Here is a 21,550-nt window from a genome sequence, read left to right on the forward strand (position 1 = left end):
AATCCGTTTTTTAGGAGGATATAAACATGAACTCACAATTAAGTATTTTTGATCTTAATATTAAGAAAGTTAAAGAAATAAGAACAGAAAAGCAAATTGATAAGAATGTTGCATATGACGTTGGAGACTTTATTACTGGTTCTAGAAAAGAACTAGATAAAATAAAAAGAAGATTTCAGGAAAATCATTCTGAGGAAGAATTAGAAAACATAGAAAAGCTTAATCCGCTTCTTTCAGAGGAATTAATAACCAAAAGAGAATTAACAAAATCTTTTTCTCTGAAGCTTGAAAAGGAAAATGGTGTAGAACCAGGAGTTGCTAAATTGAAGCAATTAATTATTAATAGAATAGATAAGGTTCCCGCTGTTCAAACAAAAGAGGGAAGAAGAGACTTTATGTTAGCAATCCAAAGTTTCTTAGAACTTATTAATAAAGTGAAAAAGTGGGACGATGTTTCAGACTTTATTGTTGGTTTTTCCAAAACGCTTATATTAGAAAGAAATAAAGAATCAGATACAAATTTCTTTATTTTAGGGAAAAGCTTCTTAAAATTTTTTCTGAGGGCAGGATATAAATCATCTATTAATACAGCATCAAAAATAAATACATGGGACGATATCTTTGGGAAAAAGGAAAATGGCGTAAAAGGTACAAAAAAGAAAAATAGTAAATGGGAAAGAGTATTACCAGAAAGACCTGATAGAAGAGGTGGGAAACCAAGCCCGGTAAAAAAACCTGAAGATTTGGTGGAGTTGTTTGGATTTCGAGGAGTGCAATTTGGCCATTATATGGATGATGAAAAAGGCATGGAGCATTTAGTTCGAGCTTCAGAAGCAATTTTGGATTTAGCAGATGTACTTGAAATTGATGTTACTTCTTTATCTTTAGATGGAACACTTGGACTAGCTTTTGGAGCAAGAGGAAGAGGCGGAAATGCATTAGGTACTTATGAGGCTCTATCAAGAGTTATTAATATGACAAAAAATAAAGGTTGTTTAGGAATTCTCGCCCATGAGCTATTTCATAGCATTGATCACTACATTTACATTAAAAGTCATAAAAATACAAGTAGTAGAGGATATGGAACAGAATGTAATACACTAGGTGAACAAATACCTTCTCAAATAAAAAGTGCCTTAGAATATTTATCTGAGAGTTTAAGAGAAGGAAATGGAACAGCATATTTCATAAACACAAACAAAGATGATGTAACTTATAGAGGAGTTGCTTTAAAAAGAGATTATGAACGTTTTAACGGAGATATAGCATTAGGTATAAAAAAAGAATGTACTATTCAGCGAGAAAGCATAAATAGAAGACTTGATTTTTCTCAGTATTATGGAGCATCAGAAATTTCACTAAAGAAAGAAAAAGAAAAACTCAAAAGAAGGGCAAAAAGAGAAGTTAAAAAATATGCATTGGCTATGGCTTGGTATCATGAAAAAATTACTGGAGAAAGAGTTGAAAGAATACCTTATCCAACTGATAAATCACAATATTACCTAAATGCAATCGAGTTAGACAATGGAAATGAATCTAAATATTGGAGTAATATTATTGAAATGGCTGCAAGGGCGTTTGAAGCTTACATTGCAGATAAACTATCAGCAACTAATAGACGTAATGACTATCTAGTGTATGGGACATCAGAGGAGATTGCTTTTCCTCAAGGAAAAGAGCGAGAAAAAATAAATAAAGCTTTTGATATATTATTTGATACATTAAAGATCAATGACATATTATAAATAAAAAAATATAAGAAACCCAAGATATCTAGCTCAAGATACCTTGGGTTTCTTTTTTATATAAAAATTACTATTAACTTCTTTATAACTCTAACTTTAGACCCTAACATTTTGTTTATTTTTTATATATACTTTATACTATAGTTTTATTATGATGATGGTAAAATGATAACTAATAGCCAATTTAATTGAAGAGTGAATAAATAAATGGAGTGTCCAAAGGACTTTAAAAATAAAGTTGTTTTCTTCCTCAAAATGGTTATAATATAGGTAATATGTCATTAACGTTACAAAAGAATAGGAAATTTATAAAGAAATTCACTGTATACTGGAACTTTATTACTTAATATCTAAAGTATAATAACAGCTAAGTAAACGTTGGTTTAGTTAGCTTTTTTTTGGTGAATTATATACTTTATTGAGAGATATCTATAGAAATTTATAAAATGTTTGTATATATAAGTTAAAATAAATAGAAGATGATATAAGAATGAGGGATATTAAGATGGAAAATTACTTATTAAAACGGATAGGTTTTACATCTGAAGATAATTATGTGATTTTATATTCTTTGTTAAAGGAAAATTTTACAAATTGTAATGAAAATATAAGATCTAGTGTTTTACTTTCTATAATTCAAGAAAAACCTAAAAATAGATGTAAAAAAGTCCAAGAAGTAAAATTGCTAATTTCTAAGGAACAAGCCGATTACTTATTAAAAATTAATGAAGAAAAAGAGTTAATAAGAGAAATAAATTCCATCATATTGAAATAATTAATATCTTTGGAAATTAATCCTATTGAATAATTCCAAAAAGTATGTTTTAATAAATTCAATATTAAATACAAAGGGAAAAACCCTATGAAAAGGCCAAATTTCGATTTGGTATTTTGTCATAGGGTTTTTCCCTTTTTGTTTAATCCATAAACAAAAGCTTGTATGATAAAATAAAAAAACCCACCTAGATACAATTAAACTATCAGGCGCTAAACTGATAGTAGTTTAATTGAGTGAAAGCGGGAGTTTTCTAAACTTATATTCTTGAAAATATTTTAACATAAATATATGTTTTAGCAAGTAAAACTCCTTCTTTAATTTGTTTACTTGGGTTTACTTAGGAGGAACAATAGTGGAAGAAGAGTATTATAATTTAAAAGGTAAAAAGGATAAACTAAAGTATTTTCGATTAAAAGATACAGGTATGTTTACGCAAAGAAGTAAATTGATAAATATAGAGGATACTCAAGAATATAAAACCTATTTTTACCCAGAGCAAGATAAATTGATCTTTGAGGAAAATCAAGTTAGAAATTTTAGTTTAGACGAGCACGGAGAGTCTATTCCAGCAATTGATGGTGAGCTTACTATTTTTAATAACTATTTTTTTGACTTTTGGGGATTTTATCTGGGAGACGCCACACGATTATATGCATATTTAAAAAGACATGCTTATGGGGAAAAAGACTATGTGTATCCCAATTTTGAATTGATTTCAGAGAAAATGGATAAATCAAGAAAAACATTACATACCTATTTAGATATACTAGAGCATTACGGCTTTGTCTATAAGTTTAATGTAATAAATGAGTCTCGGAATAATATGGAAGAGAGTCCTATTTTTAAAGTCAGGAAACAAACTCCTTTATTATCTAAAAAGCTAATAGAGGGAGATAATAATATAATTATCCCTGAAAATGCACCTGCTCATGTAAAGAAAATGCTAAAAAAAGAACGTGAAGGATTACCTCCTAGATTACGCAAAGAGCACGAAGTTTTTACCAGGAAGCATTTAAAAAACAAAGCGGATATCCTTCCAGAACAATTAGATTATGAGGAGATTTACAATAAATACTTACAATATAAAGATATACTTAAAAATATTCATAAAAAAGATAAAAGTGAAGAAGTTGACTCATCTATTACCTATTCTGAAACAGAGGTACATTTAAAAAAGAATATGACACAAGATGAAAAACTGCTTTTAGCTGTTGTTCTAGAATCTGCACAAGCAAATATTTCTAAACCCTCTTTCGATACTTGGTTTAAAGATATCCTAATAAAAGTTCAAAATAATATTTTAACTATTTATGCACCGAACGAATTTGCTATGGATTGGCTAGAAGAAAGATATAAAGATAATATAGTAGAATGGGTGAATAAAACAGGTAGTTGGATCACTGACATAAATTTCTCCCATTATGAATTTTATAAGCAAGTTTAATAATAATGTAGAGAAGCTAACTATAACAATTTTAGTAAGGACCATTTTTGGTCCTTTTCTTCATATTAATCTAGCTGCTAAGCGCACAATATTATTTTGAAGGTTGCAAATCTCTTAATAAGCAATATTGATAATAACTATGTATTCAAGAAAATAGTGTTTGTTTATTGAGATGGAATAATTGTAGGTGAGCGGCCTCTCTTTGAATAAAAGGTTTCGACCCTTCTCCTATTGTCATTGCATTATTTGCTTCTAACTCTTTTTCAGTGTCTTTTCGAAGGTTCGAGAAGGGATCATTACAGGGGAACAGTAAAAATGTAAAAAGAAAAGGAGATGAGAATTAGAGGTAGTTATGATTAATCAAACGCAATCAAACAAGTAAGGTGAGATCTATGGAAGAATTTGAATATAAGACTAGCAATTATTTATGTAAATTGGATGAAGAGCATTTAATAATAACAGTTTTTAAGAACGAGAGAAAAATTGGCAGTATCCAAAATAACCACAATATAAAAAATTAATAGGGGAGAATTCTTGCAGCTGGTACAACATTACACCATGAAGTATGTGAAATAATATTGTAGGTAGCTTCTATATATATAAGTTATAAGGAGGATATTTTTTCTTTTTTAATAAAATTTCTTTTAATATAAAACCACTTTAATTAACAATGATTCAAAAGAAATATAATAAATTTTCCAATATATAGTTTAACAAGAAGTGTTATGCTTAAGTTAGTTATAAATACGTGTAAATAATTTGTGTGCATTATCTTTTTATTTAATTTTGAATACAAATAATCCCAAAAATGTGTTAGAGTATTACATAAGAGGTAATATAACCAATGTTAAAGAAAAATATCATACTCAATTGTTCAACAAAATGGAATCCCCATAAAAGCAGAGTCAAATATTGATTTATATACTCTATATTATTCCTGGAAGCAAAATTATTAACTAATACTCATGATTTTGAACCTTTTTTTGCAAGATTATAAAATGGGTAATTTATATGATATATGGCTTTATTCAAAAATTTTAAAAAACCTCAACTTTCAACCCCTTCTAGAGATTCAATTATTACCAAACAATTTACTATCAACAAACGATTACTTTTATCTTTTCACGGAGAGATAGCAAACAAGAACTAGTGAACTATTTAATTTCTACCAAAATGGCTCTGGAAATAATAGATAAACTCTCTTATGAGTTATCAGATCAAATTTACTTTACTATAAGTAATTGGCTTATAGTAAAGTATTCTGAGTTTAAATTAGATACCAATAAATATGAAATTGTTTCATTTTCTGGGTTTTAAATTTATTTTCTTCAATAGAAATAACATTGAAAAAACAAGGAATTGAAAATCCGTCAATTATTAAACAACTAAATCTTCTTAATTTTCAGAAATCTATCTCGGATACAAAATAGGACATACAATTAATGGAATCAATAATGGATATTAATCAACAATTAGATAAAGATATTGTTCCAATTGAGATATAAAAAAATTACCGAATTAGAAAATCAAGATGGAGGTTATCCATTATATAGCCAATCTAACGAAAAATCTGATATTTTAACAACATACTCTAGTATATAATTTTTTTAAGTCAATTGAATTTAGAATAAACCTCACAAATAAGCAACTCATATTTAAATTACTAATTTAAAATAAGTGTTAAACAAAGGTATCAATTAAATTGATATAAACAACAAAAAATTTAGGGAGGAGAAAAAATGATGAAAAAAATAAGTTAACTGGAATGTAAGCGATTGTAATCAATGTGGAAACTTTGCCGGAATTAATGCAGAGGTAATTAGAGTTAATGATGGGGTAGTAATGTAATGGTTATTTTTACCTGTTTTTGTAGTTTTAAGAAGGTATGCAGGTGCTTTTGAAAAACATGTAATTATTTGAAAATTCAATCATTAGGAGGGGAACTATGAAAGGATTAAAGGGTATTCTGAAGGGGACGATTTTCGCGTTGATTTTTTTATTAATGGTTCCACAAGTAAGTTTAGGTTACAGTGGTGAGGAAGAAGAAAATGTAGAACTAGGAGAAAGTGTTAAGGTTGAAGGTCAGTTATCAGAACCGGAATTCACTACAATGGCTGCACATACAGCAGTAACTACGCTTTCAGGACCAACAACTGTGAAAAAATTTGTTAGGTACTTAACAGGATCATGGGCAAAAGCAAGCTCATATACTTGGAGTAAAAGTCAATCAGCAAGTTCAACTATATCTTCTAATGTTGGGGTAACTGCAAAAGGTATTTCAAATTCATTAGGGGTTTCAAATTCTGTGACAACCACTTATAGTGTTGCCATCACTATTCCAGCAAGCAACAGTAAATATAGTAAACTTGCTTTTTATAGTGATTATAATAAGAGGTATGTCAGAGTAAGATTGTATAATACACAAGGTCTGTTATATTCTGATAAAAAAACTTACCATTATGCTCCGCGTAAAGATACTTATTTACAGGTCGTATATCAATAATTGAGCGAGGAAAAATTTCATGATACAAAGCCGAAAAAAAGTATTTAGTTTAGTAACAATTGTTGCTTTGGCCTTTGTTGTTTTCTTTTTGATATTTCAAACAAACAACAAACGTGTCGAAGGTAATCAACATAACTATATAAATCTCAAATTCGGTGATAACTTTATAAGTTATATCGTTGAGAATAAAGATGGTATGGCCTTTAATATTTTTGGTGTTCAAGATGTCCAAAACACCAATTCTTCAATTAAAGACTTGGTGTCATCTATTGAGTTTAACAATCCAAATATTGATGTTATAGATTACCAAGTGGATGAAGGAATTATATACCAAAACTATAAGTTGATTAACATCATTGTTACTACTAAGGTCTTAACCGATAAAGTTGAAACAGCAGATCAAGTTCTTATTCAATTTGGTAATGAGGATGTAAAAGCATATAATTTTGGGAATTTAGCTATCCAAAGTGATGTTTCTTATCAAGATCAACATATTGAACCCTCGGGTAAATATAATGTTGGTTATCCTTCTTTATCTTTAGATGTTAGTGTTAAAAATAAAACAGACAAGGATATTAATTTTTCTGAAATTCACGACCTTACGAAAGACATTTCATACGAGTTTGACCAGTCTTTCAACATTCATTCACAAGAAAAAAAGCAAATAAAAATTAATAATCTTAATAAAAAAAGTGAAGGGAATCATGATTTCATGACCATTACACCTATCCTCTCATATACCTTCGGAAATAGTAAGTATGTGTATAATATGCCCGGTGTTGTTTATGGAGTTCTTGATAATGATATTGATAAAATAAAAAAAATTATTAATTAAAAAAACAAAACAGTTCTATTCCGTATTGAGGGCGCTTCTGAGCGTCCTTTTTTCTTTTACTTTAACCCAAGGGGATTACCAAAGGAAAATCCCACGAAGGCGAGAGAGCCTTATATGGCGTCTGGCAACGGTAACGGACCGAAGGTAGGATAAGGAGTTGACGGACTCACTGCACCAAGAAACTCTTGGTGTGTCAAAAGGCGAACGTTAAAAGTAACTTTCACAGGAAGTGGTAACGGCGATAAATTGCTTGTTTATACAAAGTATACCTTTAACGGAGCTACATTCTCCATTGCAAAATCACCAGCGCTTTCTAGGACCAGTTGCACTGTTGAACGGAAATTTATACCGGTTAATATATAGAGACCAAATATTTATCATACAATACCTTTCGGCGTAAAAAATAAATCAAATAATATATTAAATTTATCTATAATGCTATAAGATATTGGATTGCTTTATATGATTTTGGTCTATATAGCATAAAGATTAACTTCTATTTGTTATTATTTAATTGCCAAAAAACATTTTCGTCATTCTTCCTGTATCTTTAATATGCTTATATCTTATAATTCTTTTTCTTTAGTGTTATTAAAAGAAAATACATTTTGAACAATCTTTCCTCAAATTTTTGTATTCTTAAAAATAATAAAGAGTCATTAAAATGTCTTAAGCAATCTTTATTCAAAACTACAAATAATGTTAGAGTTACCCACTAATATTTTCCGCATTATCAAAATTGTAAGGGAGGGTTGTAAATTTTCCAATGCGTTTTGAATTTTTTACATCCCCCCTTGCAAAATTTACAAAGCGGAAATATAACATGGGGTTGTAAAAATTACAAGGCGCAATTATCTAATAATTTTCGCTTTGTAAAATTTTCAACCCCTATTGTGAATTTTTTAAGGTATTTATAGGTTGAAAAATTTCCAAGGGGCGGTTGTAATTTTTGCAAGCAAATAAATACTAAGTTAATAAAAACAATTCTTTTAAAAATATATATTATATAAGGGAAAACCAATTTTGTTATCTACTTGTCTTAAAAGAAAAGTAGGGATATAATACCACTATACAAATGTTTCGTACTTTTATTTTTTATTTGCAATCCCTTAAGGGATTAGCAGTCTTAATATAACGTTAACAGCCTTTGTGGTTGATGAAAATAAATAGCTTATAAGCTATTTATCTACATTAAATCACAAAGGCTTTTTTGCGTTATTTTAATGAAGCACTTGTATAGATGAATTCATAACAGAAAGGATTGAGAGAGGTATGACGACGAAAAAGCAATCTAAAAAGAGAAAATTAAAAGAGGGTACCAAGAATTCTAGGACCACCAAGGAACTAGTAAAACAAATCGAAAAGAAAGTAGAACAGGATGGATATTGCATTTTAAAGCAGATTCATCATGGGAATGAAACTTACCATAAAATTTGGTGGTGGATGGAAATAGAATTAATGATTGGAGAATATGACGTAGCAGCTAACAAGGTTAAAGAAATAAAAGATATCAATATCGAAAATCGACAGAATCTACTAGATATAGTAGCAGGATTAGAAGGAAGCGTATCCCTTGTGCCGCTTGTTAAAGATTAAACCAATCAGGAAGCACAATGTAATGGGAAATGAGATTATAACCACACACAAAGGTGAAAATATGAACATAGAAACTGTTCAGTTCTCGTATTTCAAATACAAAGATAGATATATAGAATATTGCGGTTATCAATACAACCAATATTGGTTTTTGATTCATAATTCAAAAAGATCCGAAGTAGTGTCTATATCTAATGAGCTTTGTCCATCTTTTGATACAGCAATGTCTTATATATCTAATATGTATATTGATAAAAAAATGAAATAATAAAAGGGAGGTGCCCTACCTAATTAGATAGAGGCATCGATGCTTTCTATTCTTATTAGGTAGAAAGCATGAAGGAAACTAAAACGATAAGTATAACAGAAGAGTTAATAGAAACACCAAAAATGATTGAAGTATATCTTGATGATGCATGGCAGACTGCTTTTTGCTATGGATTAGCCTATGAAAAACCAAAGCAAAATTGGCAAAGAGCAAAACTGCTTTTAACTATTATTGCTGGTAATGATTCTACTGTACAAGCTATGAAGGCTGCTATTGATATAGGATCAAGTGGTTTGTCTTTCGGAAACGGAGAGAAAGGCTTAACAGATTATACTTATACAAAAGAATTGGAACTCTATACAGAAAAAGGGAAATACGAAAAATTTCCAATGACTATTATTAATAATAGAAAAGCAATTGTTGTTGTTCATGATGAATTAATGGGAAATGATGATTATATTTTATCTTTTACTGGGGATCCAGCAGATGACTTACGTACAGTTTTAGGCGGAGGCAAATTTGGACTACATATCCTACCCGAATGGAAAGATATTATTTTTCATGAATTTTTAAATATAGGAATTTTACAATCTGTAGATATTTACTTTGATTCTAAATTATTTCCAAAAGGATTTTCCTTATTTAAGTTACAAGCTACAGAAGAAGAGGTTGATAATTTAATCTCTAAAATGATTAAAGAGAAAAAGTTAAGATTCCGCAAAGAGGGTACTGGAACTGAAGTAGAAATGGTATCAGATTTGACAGAGTATATGCAACAAAATGTTGAGGGAATGATTAATAAAGTTAGCAGAGAGGTATCACCAATTCATAATCCTTTAGTGGATCATATTAGTCCTAAAATTAGTACTTATAAACGTGAATTGTTTCCAGTTCAAGCTCATGTAAGTACTGCTGTAGCGAAAAAACTTGCTAAGAGTAAGGCTGTAATCATCCAAGGCGAAATGTCGACAGGTAGTGCGGCACGTTCCGCTATAAGTGTAGCTTAAACACGAAAAGCGGGGGCCGAATCTTTATAAGATTGGTTACAACTCTTTAAACGATTTACAGGGTGAAATTTCCCTGTCATGGCTAATATTCCAAGTCAAGTCATGTCTATGAGACTCCTACATGCGTCTATCATTCCAATGTGATAGAGGTCTGAAGCTAGGTGAAGTCGTCCTTGAAGCGAACTCGTTGAACGTGGATATAGGGCGGTAGGCTTTAAAAACATTCTATGATGAGCGAAATCGAACCCTCGTATGTACGCTCCGTTACTCATTCCCCAACCTAATAACGAGATATATGGTTGGGATTTGCGTGAAGGTATTTCCCTTTTGCCAGTAGAGAAATTGCTTATATAGGTCTTTCCAGTGCCTATATAAGATTCATGAGAGTTAGGAATAGTCTACTCATGAACAAGTTGCGCCGGAGTATAGAGGGCATCTAAGGAATGTAAAAGAAGGGCTGGTTTAAAGGGAACGTGCGAGAGCCAATAAGTGGAGGTATTGGAACTTATGAAACTTATTGGAAGTCAGCGACACCATAGTACCAATAATGAATAGCCGTTTGTATCTTGCTATAAGTTGCTTCTGCAACGAAATGTAAGAGAGGGTAGAAACTATTCTAGGGAAGGGTGTTAGTCGAGAAGTATTGCACTAATTGAGGAAAATGTTCAAACGAACCATGTGAGAGTAAAAGAGTTAATTCATTTCGGATAGTCCATTTTCTCTAATCAAGGGGGCGATCCACATAGAAATGAAGGATAATAAACAATTTCCACAAAACGAAAAAGAGCTAAAACTAGCACTTGATAGTATGTACCGATTAGCCAAAGAAAGCAATAAACCTTTCTATAACCTTATTGAACTTATGAAGAACGAGCAGACTATACTGACCGCCATTCATAATATCAAGGGTAATAAAGGAAGCAAAACTGCTGGTATTGATGGTAAGACTATTGATTACTATCTTCAAATGGACAGAGATAAGTTGATGTCCCTAATTCGTAGGAATATCAATAATTATCAACCTAGTCCAGTAAGAAGAAAGTACATTCCCAAATCAGATGGTAAGCAACGTCCCTTGGGTATTCCTAACATGATAGACCGCATCATACAAGAAATAGCCAAAATTGTCATTGAACCCATAGCAGAAGCTAAGTTTTACCATTACAGCTTTGGTTTCAGACCAATGCGTTCAGCTGAACAAGCCATTGCTGAAACACTAGAACGTATTAGGAGAAGCAAAACCTATTGGGTAATAGAGGGCGATATTAAAGGATATTTCGATAATATCAATCACAATAAGTTGATTGAAATAATGTGGACATTAGGAATCCGAGACAAAAGAGTGCTTATGATGATTAAGAAGATGCTAAAAGCAGGAATTATGGAAGAAGGTAACTTCAGAGACAGCGTTAGTGGTTCACCACAAGGCGGTATCATCTCACCTCTTCTGGCTAACATTTATCTTAATTACTTTGATTGGGAGATTGCTAGAATGTTCCAAGAGCATCCAGCTAGGTATAAGGTCAAAGACGTTTCTCGAAATGGGTTACAACGTGTTCGTCAAAGACACGAAGATACATTTCTAATCAGATACGCAGACGACTGGGTTATACTCTGTAAAAGTGAGGAAAATGCCAAAAGGATTCTCAAAAAAGTGGAGAAATATTTTAACCACCAATTGAAACTGGAGCTATCCAAGGAAAAGACCTTAATTACTGATGTGAGAACTAATAGGGTCAATTTCTTAGGATTCTGGATTTTTGCAGAAGAACATCGGCTTAGAAAAGGCAGCATACAAGGAAAAGCTATTCCTAATATGGATAAAGCCAAATTGAAAATAAAGGAAATTAATAAAGATATTAAAACCCTTTATGACCATCGCGGTACTAAATCCAAACAGGTTGCCATAATCGAGAGTATCAACTCAAAGATTGTCGGTATAGCAAATTATTATAAAATCGCCAACGTATCTACTATATTTCAAGGGTTTGATAAACGTATTCATTATGCCCAATGGAGAACATGGTTGTTTATGAACAATCGTCGAGGACGATATCATCAACTAACTACTCCAGCGGACACCCTTATAAATAGAAGAGATAGACATAAAGAGCAAAAAAGCAAGGTGTTCTTCGTTGAAGAGCATGGAGCCAAAGTAGGAATAACCAAATTTGCATTTACTCCTAAACGTAATGCAATGAAAGTGAATCTCTTAATGTCTCCCTACACAGAAGAAGGTAGAAATATTTATAAACGGACAACTGGCAAACGTGAGGCACTAGAAAGACCGAATTTCTTCCAAGAGGATATTCCTTTCTATCAACTCAATAACCGTTATCCGATATATAATTTCGAATTCTATCTAAATAGAGAGTACGCATTTAACAGAGATAGGGGGAAATGTAACTGCTGTAAGGTTTCACTATATGAATGGAATCTTAATACACATCACAAAAACCCTAAACTACCGCTCAATAAAGTCAATAAGGTGATAAATCTAGTTTCCTTATGCAAAACATGCCACAAGCTGGTTCACAATGAAAATCCTGTTACCCATACCAAAGGTGGAAAGAAAATAGAGCAACTTAGAAAGTTGCTTAAAGAGGCTAAATAAGTACGGCTTTCGAGGATTAATTAACTCTTATTCGTATTTGAACAAATTAGTGTGATGTCAGTTATAGTCGCAATGCTATAACAGGCTTTATGGAGAACTGAGACAACAGTTTAAAATATGGCTTCCCGATGGAACGCCGTATGCGGTGAAAATCGCACGTACGGTGTGAGGCGGGGGAAAAGATGGAGATTACTTCAAATTCTTACCTATCGCACCCGAAATGGGTAGTGGCTACCTCAATCCTTACGGATTGGGATGCCACACATAAAGTACCATTATGACTGCTGTGGCTGATGTACTATCGGATATGAAAAATAAAGAAGGATATCATAGTGTTTTAATGTGCCCACCTTCTTTAACTAAAAAGTGGCCAGAAGAGATTAAAGAAATAATTCCTCATGCTGAAGTGAGAGTAATTGAAAGAACGAGTCAATTAATTAATTATCATCGTGATTGGTTAATGAGTGGAAGAAAGAAACCAAAAAAACCAGTTTTTTTCGTTATATCTTTTACGACCATGAGAGGAGATTCATCTATCGTTCCGGCTGTTCAATTTAGTCAGAAAAAAACTAGTAAACAGCAAAGTGAAGATAGATTACCTTATCGATATGGTTATTATTGTCCTTCTTGTGGAAAGGCTCACCAGGTAATTGAAGATATAAAAATGATTCCTGATACGGATGAACCTTCTAAAGAAATAGAAGTGCGTTCTACAAGAACCATGGATAAAGACGAATTCGGAACTGGAAGAAGGCTCCAAAATACACAAAAGCCCGCAAATGCCTTTTGTTCAGAATGTGGAGAAAGCTTATGGACCAAGAAGGTAGCAACTCGTTATTCATCAATAAAAGAATGGTATGTATATGAAAAGAAATTGATTCATGCCATTAAAGAGGGAAATAAGAACTTATTAGAGCATATTCAAAGTAACCAAAAAGAGGTACCAAAAAAGCAGGGTCAACCACGAAGAGTTGCTAGTATTGAATACATTCGAAGAAAAATGAAAAATTTTTTTGATATTGCAATTGTGGATGAGATTCATGAACGTGTGACACGTTACCTTATAAGTGTCGTTTGATACGAAATAGGTGGTCTAAGAATAATCTTAGATACAACTGATATACCGATGTCGGAAATGAAAGCCGTCACGTTGAGCTGAAACCGACAGTCTGATACTCCTACATGCAAGTATTTGATAGAAATACAAGCATTCTGTATGGAACTAGGTGAAGTCGGCTGAATTCAAATCTGAAGCCACTCTTATAGAGAAGGTATGGTTGGAGATAGGCCGGGACGCTATAAAATACCTATGATGAGAATGTTCCGTGGGGAACTGACGAAGATTGCGAATGTACGCGCCTAGAGGATTGACGATTGGGAAACCCTTCGTACTACTAAATGTAGGGTGAGATACCGATGAGTAAAATTGTTCGTTATGAAAATCGGGATAGCCAACGATGAGGCTATAAGGCTCACAGGTGTAAAGCGACCATCTAAGGGTATATGCAAAGCTAGGTATATCGGAACGTGGTAAGCAACCAACTCCTAATTAAACACCTATCAGTGGGGAGGTCACTATAAGATTCTTACGAATTGAAGTGTGTTTATGGTTGTGAAAGTAGGGTCACAGTACCGCTGAAGCTATGGAAACATAGTGGAGGGATAGACCCAAGTCTAGAATTCTAATTAAAATCCGAGTTAGAGTTGTAGCTCATCTTTCGGGTAAGAAGGTGAGTTGGAAATCACTTTAAGGAGATGATTTCTACACCAATGAGCGCAATAGCAAATCGACATAAACAATATTACGATTTCACGGGAATACAAAATGATTTGTTTCAGAGGAGCCGCGAAGGTACTAAAAACTTTAAGGATTTGTTAGAGATTATTATTTCCGATGAAAATATCTTGCTAGCATATCGGCAAGTTAAATCTAATATGGGTGCAAAGACTCCGGGAACGGATGACCAAACCATTCTAGACCTTGCTAAAGTTGATCAAGATAAGTTTATTCATCATTTGAGAAAACTAGTATTGAACTACAAACCCAAATCAGTCAGACGTGTATGGATACCTAAAAATTATTCAAAAGGGAAAAGACCTTTAGGTATTCCGAGTATAAGAGACCGCATAGTACAGCATATGTTCTTAAATATACTTGAGCCCATATGTGAAGGAAAGTTCTACAATCACTCATATGGTTTTAGACCAACACGTACAACAAGACATGCTGTTGCAAGAGTTCAAACGCTAGTAAATATCAATAAATACCACTTCACGGTTGATATTGACATAAAAGGATTCTTTGATAACGTGAATCACTCCATTCTACTCAAACAATTATGGAATATTGGCATAAGGGATAAGAGAGTAATTTCGGTCATAAGTAAAATGCTTAAAGCGCCGATTAAAGGAGAAGGCATACCATCAAAAGGAGTACCTCAAGGTGGAATTTTATCACCTCTTCTATCCAATATAGTTCTAAATGATTTAGACCAATGGGTAGCAGACCAGTGGGAAAGCTTTGAAACAAGGTATAAATACTCTGTAAATCACTCGAAATATACAAACCTTAGAAGAAATTCCAAACTTAAAGAGGGATTCTTAGTGAGATACGCTGATGATTTTCGAATCATGACCAATAGTTATGAATCAGCAGTTAAGTGGTTTCATGCAGTCGTGGACTTTTTAAACAAAAGGCTAAAACTTGAAATATCACCTAACAAATCAAAAATTATAAATCTTAGAAAGAAATCTTCTTCATTCTTAGGTTATATATTTAAAGCCGTTAGAAAAGGAAACAAAAGAGTCTTTTATTCTCATATTGATGACGACAAACAAAAACAAATCATCGCGAAATTGAAGGATAGAATTCATAACATACACAAACATCCTACGGCCGGTAACGCCAATCTTTACAATTCCGTAGTATTAGGAGTTCAAAATAACTTCCAATACGCTACTCACATTGTTAATGATATGAGCGATATTGAATACAGAGTTCTTCGAACTCTCAAAAGCCGACTTAAAAAGATAGCATGGTATGGTAAACCTATTAATCTTCCAGAAATAGGAGCATATCTAAAGTTTTACGAAAATACTCGTAAAACATACAGAATTGCTGGTGTGTACCTATTTCCAATAAGTCAAGTGAAGACCAAGAATAATTTAAATTATTCGCAGGCAATTAACCCATACACTGATGAAAAAGTCTTTGATTGGGATAAAGAACTAGCTGAACTAATGAAATCCAGACTTCCTAATAGAAGTGTAGAGTATATGGATAATAGATTATCTAAATACTCCGCACAAAAAGGAAGATGTCATGTTACTGGAGTACCTCTCAAAGCAGCTGACGTTCATTGTCATCATAAAATGCCTACCTCTCTTGGTGGAACAGACGAATTTCAAAACCTTGTTGTTGTTCATAAGGATATACACATAGCGATACACGCTACTAAGGAAGAAACCATATTAAAGTATGTTAATAGATTCAACCTTCACACTAAACAAATCGAGAAACTAAACCAACTCAGGAAGCTATGTAAACTCGAAAGGATTATTATTAGATAAATCTAGATGGAGCGCCGTATGAGCTGAAAGGTTCACGTACGGTGTGGATCCGGGGAAAAGTTGGAGATAACATCAAATTCTTACCTATGGATATTGAAAGCATCGACTAGTGCTCAAGGAAATGCACTTGGAAGTATTGCAGCTGCAGCTAAGAAAGTGGTTGGAGGAACGGGAACATTATTTGGTGGAAAAGCGGAAGATATTTATTATACCTTATGGAGGCTGTTTCCTTCTTTGATGGTGGAAAATGGTTATAAATATTCTGAAGTTAGAAAATGGAACGAAGAATATGGGGTAATTGAAACTACCACTTATAATCAAGATTCCAATGCTGAATATACAAACAAGCAATCAAGAGGTGGGACAAAAAGAAACGAGAAAATACTACCAGGTATTTCACCGTTTGTTTTTTCAAAATTTCTTGTACAAAATACAGTACTTGTTAGATTAGTTGATGTTTGGCCAGATCCAGTTGAATTCGTGAATGTGCCAACTATACTAGTGAAACCAGATGAAGATCTTCAACAAAATTATCTGAGAATGGTCAACACTTTTGAAAGATCCATTGAGGAGTTAGAAGATGGGTTTAAATTATATATGCCGTTAACTCAGACTGGAATTTCATACCCAGATAATCCATTTACTTATCCGGCATTTTATATGAATGGTGAACTTATTTGGAAGCCAGAACCATTTGAACAAGAAAGAATTCTTAGTAAAGAGAAGAAGTTACAGGAAATAATTAAGGGCGAGATATCTGAAGGAAGAAAATCTATTGTTTATGTTCGAGATACCGGGTCAAGCGTTGAAGGTAGGGATGTTAGACCACGATTAAAGCATATTTTAGAAATGATTGGTGCTAAGGTCTGTATCCTGGATACTTCTTCAACAAGTACAAATAGACGAAGTGAATGGTTAGAAAAAAAGATAAAAAAAGAAAATTATGATGTTTGTATTGTATCTCAAGAATTAGTGAAAGTAGGATTAGACCGTGCGACAAGAAGTTGCTAAATAATAGTGTTTCCATAAGAAACCGTCTTAGTCATTGAGGACGTTCCCGCCCGACACTGCTTTTCGAGTAATCGAATTGTTGGGTTGCATGAGGGTTAAATGCTTAATGGAGGAATTTACACAGAATTCCAAAAGAGCTAGGGAAAGTTAGGAAGGTATAAGCGTAAGCTGAACCTTTGTAGTCTTCGTTACCGACAACAAGCGTACTGTGATTGAACAAGCTTGTAGATGTGGATAGGAAAAGTTCTACGGTCGAGGAACTGCGAAATGACCCATAGATCCACCGGAGTAAAGAAGGATGCCTAACCTAACGTATCTATTATTAGTGAAACTTGGTAAGCCCTATACATTCCTCTCATCTAAGGTAGGGTGACCGTAAGGAAACCACAATATGTAGAGGGTAAAGGAACGTGGAGAAAGCGAATGTCGACATAACGAAAGTTAAGGTGAAAACTCATTTGTATAAGCCGTCGAATAGGGCAATACCCAAATCGAAAGATTGCAGACTTCCACGTGGTCATCAACACGAATAGAAAGCGAAAAGAATAATCCTTAAAGAGAGGGAGATATGTTATGAAAACCAACGAGTACGTTGCGTCGGCTGTTTCCCCACTGGTGGATAACTGGCACTCAATTAATTGGATGAAAGTTAATCGCTATGTAAGGAAACTTCAACAACGAATCTATCGTGCCGAACAACTTAAACAAACGAGAAAAGTAAGGAAATTACAAAGACTTCTACTTAGAAGTAAAGCGAATTTACTGTTAAGTATTAAGCGCGTAACGCAAGAAAATAGAGGCAAAAAGACAGCTGGTATAGACGGATATATTTCTAACACTCCGCAAGAGCGAGTTGAATTATACAACAAACTTAAAATGTACAGTATAAGAAATATTAAGGTTAAACCGGCTAGAAGAACATATATCCCTAAAAAGAATGGAAAGAAACGTCCGTTAGGCATTCCTGTAATTGTTGATAGAGTGTACCAAAACGTATTTAAAACTGCTCTAGAACCACAGTGGGAAGCAAAATTTGAAATGACATCGTATGGATTTAGACCTAAACGTGGCGCACATGACGCTATGAGCGATTTATTCGTGAAATTAAGCAGAGGAAGCGCTAAGGGGTGGATTTTCGAAGGTGATTTTGAAGGCTGCTTTGACAACTTAAACCACGACCTTATTATGGAAAGAATTAAAAACTTCCCAAATAACAAAATCGTTAGAGAATGGTTGGAAAGTGGATACGTTGACAATGCTACATTCCATAAAACAGACAAGGGAACACCACAAGGCGGAATCATCTCACCACTGTTAGCGAACATAGCATTACATGGGATGGAAGAAGAAATTGGAGTAAGATATATCCACTCTAAAAGACAGGGAGATACATTGTATACCTCGTCAGTTGGCGTTGTTAGATATGCAGATGATTTCGTTATCGTCTGCCCTACGAAAGAACAAGCCGTTGGGATGTACGAAAAATTACAACCATATCTAGACAAACGTGGATTGAAGTTAGCAAAGGAGAAAACAAGAGTTGTTCATATTAGTGAAGGATTCGATTTCCTCGGATTTAACTTCAAACAATACCCAACTAAGGATGGAAATAAATTATTCATTAAACCATCACTTGAAAGTGTCAAAAATGCTAAACAGAAAATCAAGGAAGTATTCGACTGGGGAAAAGGCAGAGAAACAGCATATCTAATTGAAAAACTGAATCGTGTATTACAAGGGATTGCAAACTATTGGTCACCAACAGTAGCCAAAGTAATTTTCAGAGACATTGATACTTATGTTAATGAAAAAGTCGTAATTTACCTTAAACACAGACATCATAGAACTTCATTTAGAAAACTGATGAAAATGTACTTTAAACCAGACAATACAGGCGTAAGCAAAGACAAGTGGCTCCTAACGTGTCCAAAAGATAATACGAAACAGCTTATTCGCATGAGTTGGACTAAGATTGAAAGACACGTAAAGATCAAACAATATAATAGTCCATTTGACGCATCGCTTAAAGTTTACTTTGATAAACGTGACGAGAAAATATTCAATAGGGAAAATACTAATGCTAAAAGGAAACTTGCGAAAAAGAGCAGATACAAATGCAGAATTTGTGGTGAATCCTTACAAGGAATAGAACCAATTGAAAGCAATCATATAGTGCCTGTAGTAATTGGCGGAGTTGATAGTTATGATAACCTCGAACTACTACACAAATCATGTCATAAAACACACCATGTATTGTTAGAGAATTATGGCGAAGGTAAGAAATTACCAAAAGTCGTAAACTACCTAGAAAGCAATGGTATCAAAGACGTGAATAGTAAAAAGGCTATTAATCTTATGAAAAGAGCATTCAAGAAGTTCCGTTATTAAGTTGAGAGGATGATAGATGGCTTGAGCCGTATGTGCTGAAAGGTACAAGTACGGTTCTTAGGGGGGAAAGAGGTGGTAACATCTCCGACCTACCCGACTATTATGTACTCCAACATTGATATTTTATCAATTTAGTTGGTCTTTATTTACAATTAATCAAGCTGCACGAAGAGCGTGGAGAATAAAACAAACTGAGGAGTGTAGACTGTATTATTTAGCGTATAAAAATATGTACCAAGAACAAATGGCAACATTGATAGCCATGAAGAATAAAGCTGCTGGTGCTATTAACGGTGATGTTTCAAGTGATGGATTGAATGCTATGTTAGGGGATACTGGCGATTTACAATCCATGTTAATACAGTCGATAAAGAAAGGAAATGTGCTTCAAGGAAGTACGGAAGAATGGGTTGCAGAAGCGTCTGATAGAGCTAGAGAAATTCTTTCTAATATTGGAAAACCAAAGAATTTCTCATTAAAATCAAACAAAGAATATTTCGAAGAATGGGCTAATAAGTACATTAAAACTGACAGTTCAAGAAATGTTCTTATAAGAAAATCTAAAACTATCGCTAGCAATATAGAGAAAGGTAAAATTCCTGGTTTTCATTTTAACGAAATGATATTGGAAGTAGATTTATATGCTGCTTTTGGAAGTGATTCAGCTCTTGATGGTGAAATAGTAGACTATTTAACTCGAAGTGAGAGGGAGTCTAAAACAAATAATGATAGTTCACAAATTTCCTTGTTTGATTTAGTGGAGGAAAAACCAGAAAAGAAAAATAAACTTAGAGTAGTCAGTGGTCAGCTGGCATTCGAATTATTTTAGGAGGATAAAAATGCATACTATTACGATAAATTTAGATTGGTTTGTATATATGTATTTTCTAATAGAATATTTTTTCCATGCAGTCTGTATGGATTTAAAGATGAAACAGTATTATTTAGAGAATGGATTAATTCCAACAGAGACAGAACCTAAATCGAAAGATGAAATTATTTATTTAGAAGAAACTCAAAATCTAAATATACAGGAAGATGATTGGGAAGAAGTTATGCGCCCAACTAATATTTATCATATTACTCCGACTGTTTCAGAATTAGATGATAGAACAATAGAATACTTATCGAATTTGACTAAAGAAATTAATTTTGAGGAACTATGTGACGAGCAAAGTGGACCTCTTGAAGAGGAACTTAACCTTACAGATTTAAATACCACAACTTCTCGAGAATGTAGAAATAAACAAGTAAATTCAGAAATAGAGGATCAAGTGGATGATATACCCACTACAAAAATAGCTGATAATTTACAAGGGAAGCAGCGTTGGCTTGTATCTGTTCTAGGTATGGAAGAGGAATATATTCATGTTTCAGATGGTAAAAGAGCGTGGATAAATATTGGCGAAAGTGTGTATCGAATAAATAGAAAGGATTCCTTGTCTTTAGAAATTGAAAGAGAAGGAAAAAATATAAGAGTTTTAAAGATAGAAATTTTAGAACATGCTGTTTCATCAGATTATATTATCCCGGATGAAAAAATCGAATATGAGGCAGCTGCAATTTAAGGGTTATTTGCTATTCGGAGGAAGTGAATTTAGTTCACCTCCTTCACTAAATGAACAAATTAGGATTTGTTCATTTAGTGAAGGGGGAATCCTCTCGGGTACAAATCCACCAGTAAAGGTCTATTTAACTAGTTTTTGGTGAATTTTTCATGAAAATTAGTAAAAATATCCCTGTAATCGACAAACTTCGACAGTTTTACTATATATATTAATACTATACTAA

Annotated in this window: 14 protein-coding genes; all 14 read left to right on the forward strand. The window is 33.1% G+C overall.

Features of this window, described 5'->3' with window-relative positions:
- The first annotated feature begins 26 nt into the window (after positions 1-26).
- On the forward strand, positions 27-1,745 hold the full coding sequence (locus tag NST77_RS25185; RefSeq protein WP_341123855.1) for an LPD1 domain-containing protein: 1,719 nt from the start codon (positions 27-29) through the stop codon (positions 1,743-1,745).
- Between the two features lie 490 nt (positions 1,746-2,235).
- A complete protein-coding gene (locus NST77_RS25190; RefSeq protein ID WP_341123856.1) occupies positions 2,236-2,520 on the forward strand; it encodes a hypothetical protein in 285 nt (94 codons plus the stop codon).
- 355 nt (positions 2,521-2,875) lie between these two features.
- The gene (locus tag NST77_RS25195) at positions 2,876-3,967 is read left to right on the forward strand and encodes a DnaA N-terminal domain-containing protein (RefSeq protein ID WP_144545608.1); all 1,092 of its coding nucleotides are present in this window, start codon (positions 2,876-2,878) and stop codon (positions 3,965-3,967) included.
- 1,945 nt (positions 3,968-5,912) lie between these two features.
- Positions 5,913-6,470: a hypothetical protein gene (locus NST77_RS25200; protein WP_341118259.1), complete on the forward strand. Its 558-nt coding sequence runs from the start codon at positions 5,913-5,915 to the stop codon at positions 6,468-6,470.
- Positions 6,471-6,489: 19 nt separating this feature from the next.
- Positions 6,490-7,305, forward strand: a complete 816-nt coding sequence (locus NST77_RS25205; RefSeq protein ID WP_341118258.1) for a hypothetical protein — start codon at positions 6,490-6,492, stop codon at positions 7,303-7,305.
- Between the two features lie 1,272 nt (positions 7,306-8,577).
- Positions 8,578-8,901, forward strand: a complete 324-nt coding sequence (locus NST77_RS25210) for a hypothetical protein (protein ID WP_152116068.1) — start codon at positions 8,578-8,580, stop codon at positions 8,899-8,901.
- Positions 8,902-9,237: 336 nt separating this feature from the next.
- On the forward strand, positions 9,238-10,176 hold the full coding sequence (locus tag NST77_RS25215; protein ID WP_213086491.1) for a hypothetical protein: 939 nt from the start codon (positions 9,238-9,240) through the stop codon (positions 10,174-10,176).
- 748 nt (positions 10,177-10,924) lie between these two features.
- Positions 10,925-12,790, forward strand: a complete 1,866-nt coding sequence (gene ltrA / locus NST77_RS25220) for a group II intron reverse transcriptase/maturase (protein WP_171510404.1) — start codon at positions 10,925-10,927, stop codon at positions 12,788-12,790.
- 286 nt (positions 12,791-13,076) lie between these two features.
- Entirely contained in the window at positions 13,077-13,868 is a 792-nt protein-coding gene (locus NST77_RS25225) for a hypothetical protein (protein WP_341123857.1), read from the forward strand.
- 692 nt (positions 13,869-14,560) lie between these two features.
- On the forward strand, positions 14,561-16,360 hold the full coding sequence (gene ltrA / locus NST77_RS25230; RefSeq protein WP_341123858.1) for a group II intron reverse transcriptase/maturase: 1,800 nt from the start codon (positions 14,561-14,563) through the stop codon (positions 16,358-16,360).
- Between the two features lie 93 nt (positions 16,361-16,453).
- Positions 16,454-17,371 (forward strand): hypothetical protein, encoded by a 918-nt coding sequence (locus tag NST77_RS25235; protein ID WP_341123859.1) that lies wholly within the window; start codon positions 16,454-16,456, stop codon positions 17,369-17,371.
- A 573-nt stretch (positions 17,372-17,944) separates the two neighbouring features.
- Entirely contained in the window at positions 17,945-19,759 is a 1,815-nt protein-coding gene (gene ltrA / locus NST77_RS25240; protein ID WP_341123860.1) for a group II intron reverse transcriptase/maturase, read from the forward strand.
- 229 nt (positions 19,760-19,988) lie between these two features.
- Complete coding sequence (locus NST77_RS25245; protein WP_341123861.1) at positions 19,989-20,588, forward strand: hypothetical protein; 600 nt, start codon at positions 19,989-19,991, stop codon at positions 20,586-20,588.
- Positions 20,589-20,598: 10 nt separating this feature from the next.
- Complete coding sequence (locus NST77_RS25250) at positions 20,599-21,327, forward strand: hypothetical protein (protein ID WP_341118253.1); 729 nt, start codon at positions 20,599-20,601, stop codon at positions 21,325-21,327.
- Positions 21,328-21,550: the final 223 nt, after the last annotated feature.

The sequence above is a fragment of the Niallia sp. FSL W8-0177 genome (genome assembly GCF_038006285.1).
GTDB lineage: Bacteria > Bacillota > Bacilli > Bacillales > Cytobacillaceae > Niallia > Niallia circulans_A.

What these genes read in the sequence shown, in the direction of transcription:
- NST77_RS25250 (WP_341118253.1), top strand. Translation starts at nt 20,599, where the DNA reads ATGCATACTATTACGATAAATTTAGATTGGTTTGTATATATGTATTTT.
- NST77_RS25205 (WP_341118258.1), top strand. Translation starts at nt 6,490, where the DNA reads ATGATACAAAGCCGAAAAAAAGTATTTAGTTTAGTAACAATTGTTGCT.
- ltrA (WP_171510404.1), top strand. Translation starts at nt 10,925, where the DNA reads ATGAAGGATAATAAACAATTTCCACAAAACGAAAAAGAGCTAAAACTA.
- NST77_RS25200 (WP_341118259.1), top strand. Translation starts at nt 5,913, where the DNA reads ATGAAAGGATTAAAGGGTATTCTGAAGGGGACGATTTTCGCGTTGATT.
- ltrA (WP_341123860.1), top strand. Translation starts at nt 17,945, where the DNA reads ATGAAAACCAACGAGTACGTTGCGTCGGCTGTTTCCCCACTGGTGGAT.
- NST77_RS25190 (WP_341123856.1), top strand. Translation starts at nt 2,236, where the DNA reads ATGAGGGATATTAAGATGGAAAATTACTTATTAAAACGGATAGGTTTT.
- ltrA (WP_341123858.1), top strand. Translation starts at nt 14,561, where the DNA reads ATGAGCGCAATAGCAAATCGACATAAACAATATTACGATTTCACGGGA.
- NST77_RS25245 (WP_341123861.1), top strand. Translation starts at nt 19,989, where the DNA reads ATGTACCAAGAACAAATGGCAACATTGATAGCCATGAAGAATAAAGCT.
- NST77_RS25215 (WP_213086491.1), top strand. Translation starts at nt 9,238, where the DNA reads ATGAAGGAAACTAAAACGATAAGTATAACAGAAGAGTTAATAGAAACA.
- NST77_RS25210 (WP_152116068.1), top strand. Translation starts at nt 8,578, where the DNA reads ATGACGACGAAAAAGCAATCTAAAAAGAGAAAATTAAAAGAGGGTACC.
- NST77_RS25185 (WP_341123855.1), top strand. Translation starts at nt 27, where the DNA reads ATGAACTCACAATTAAGTATTTTTGATCTTAATATTAAGAAAGTTAAA.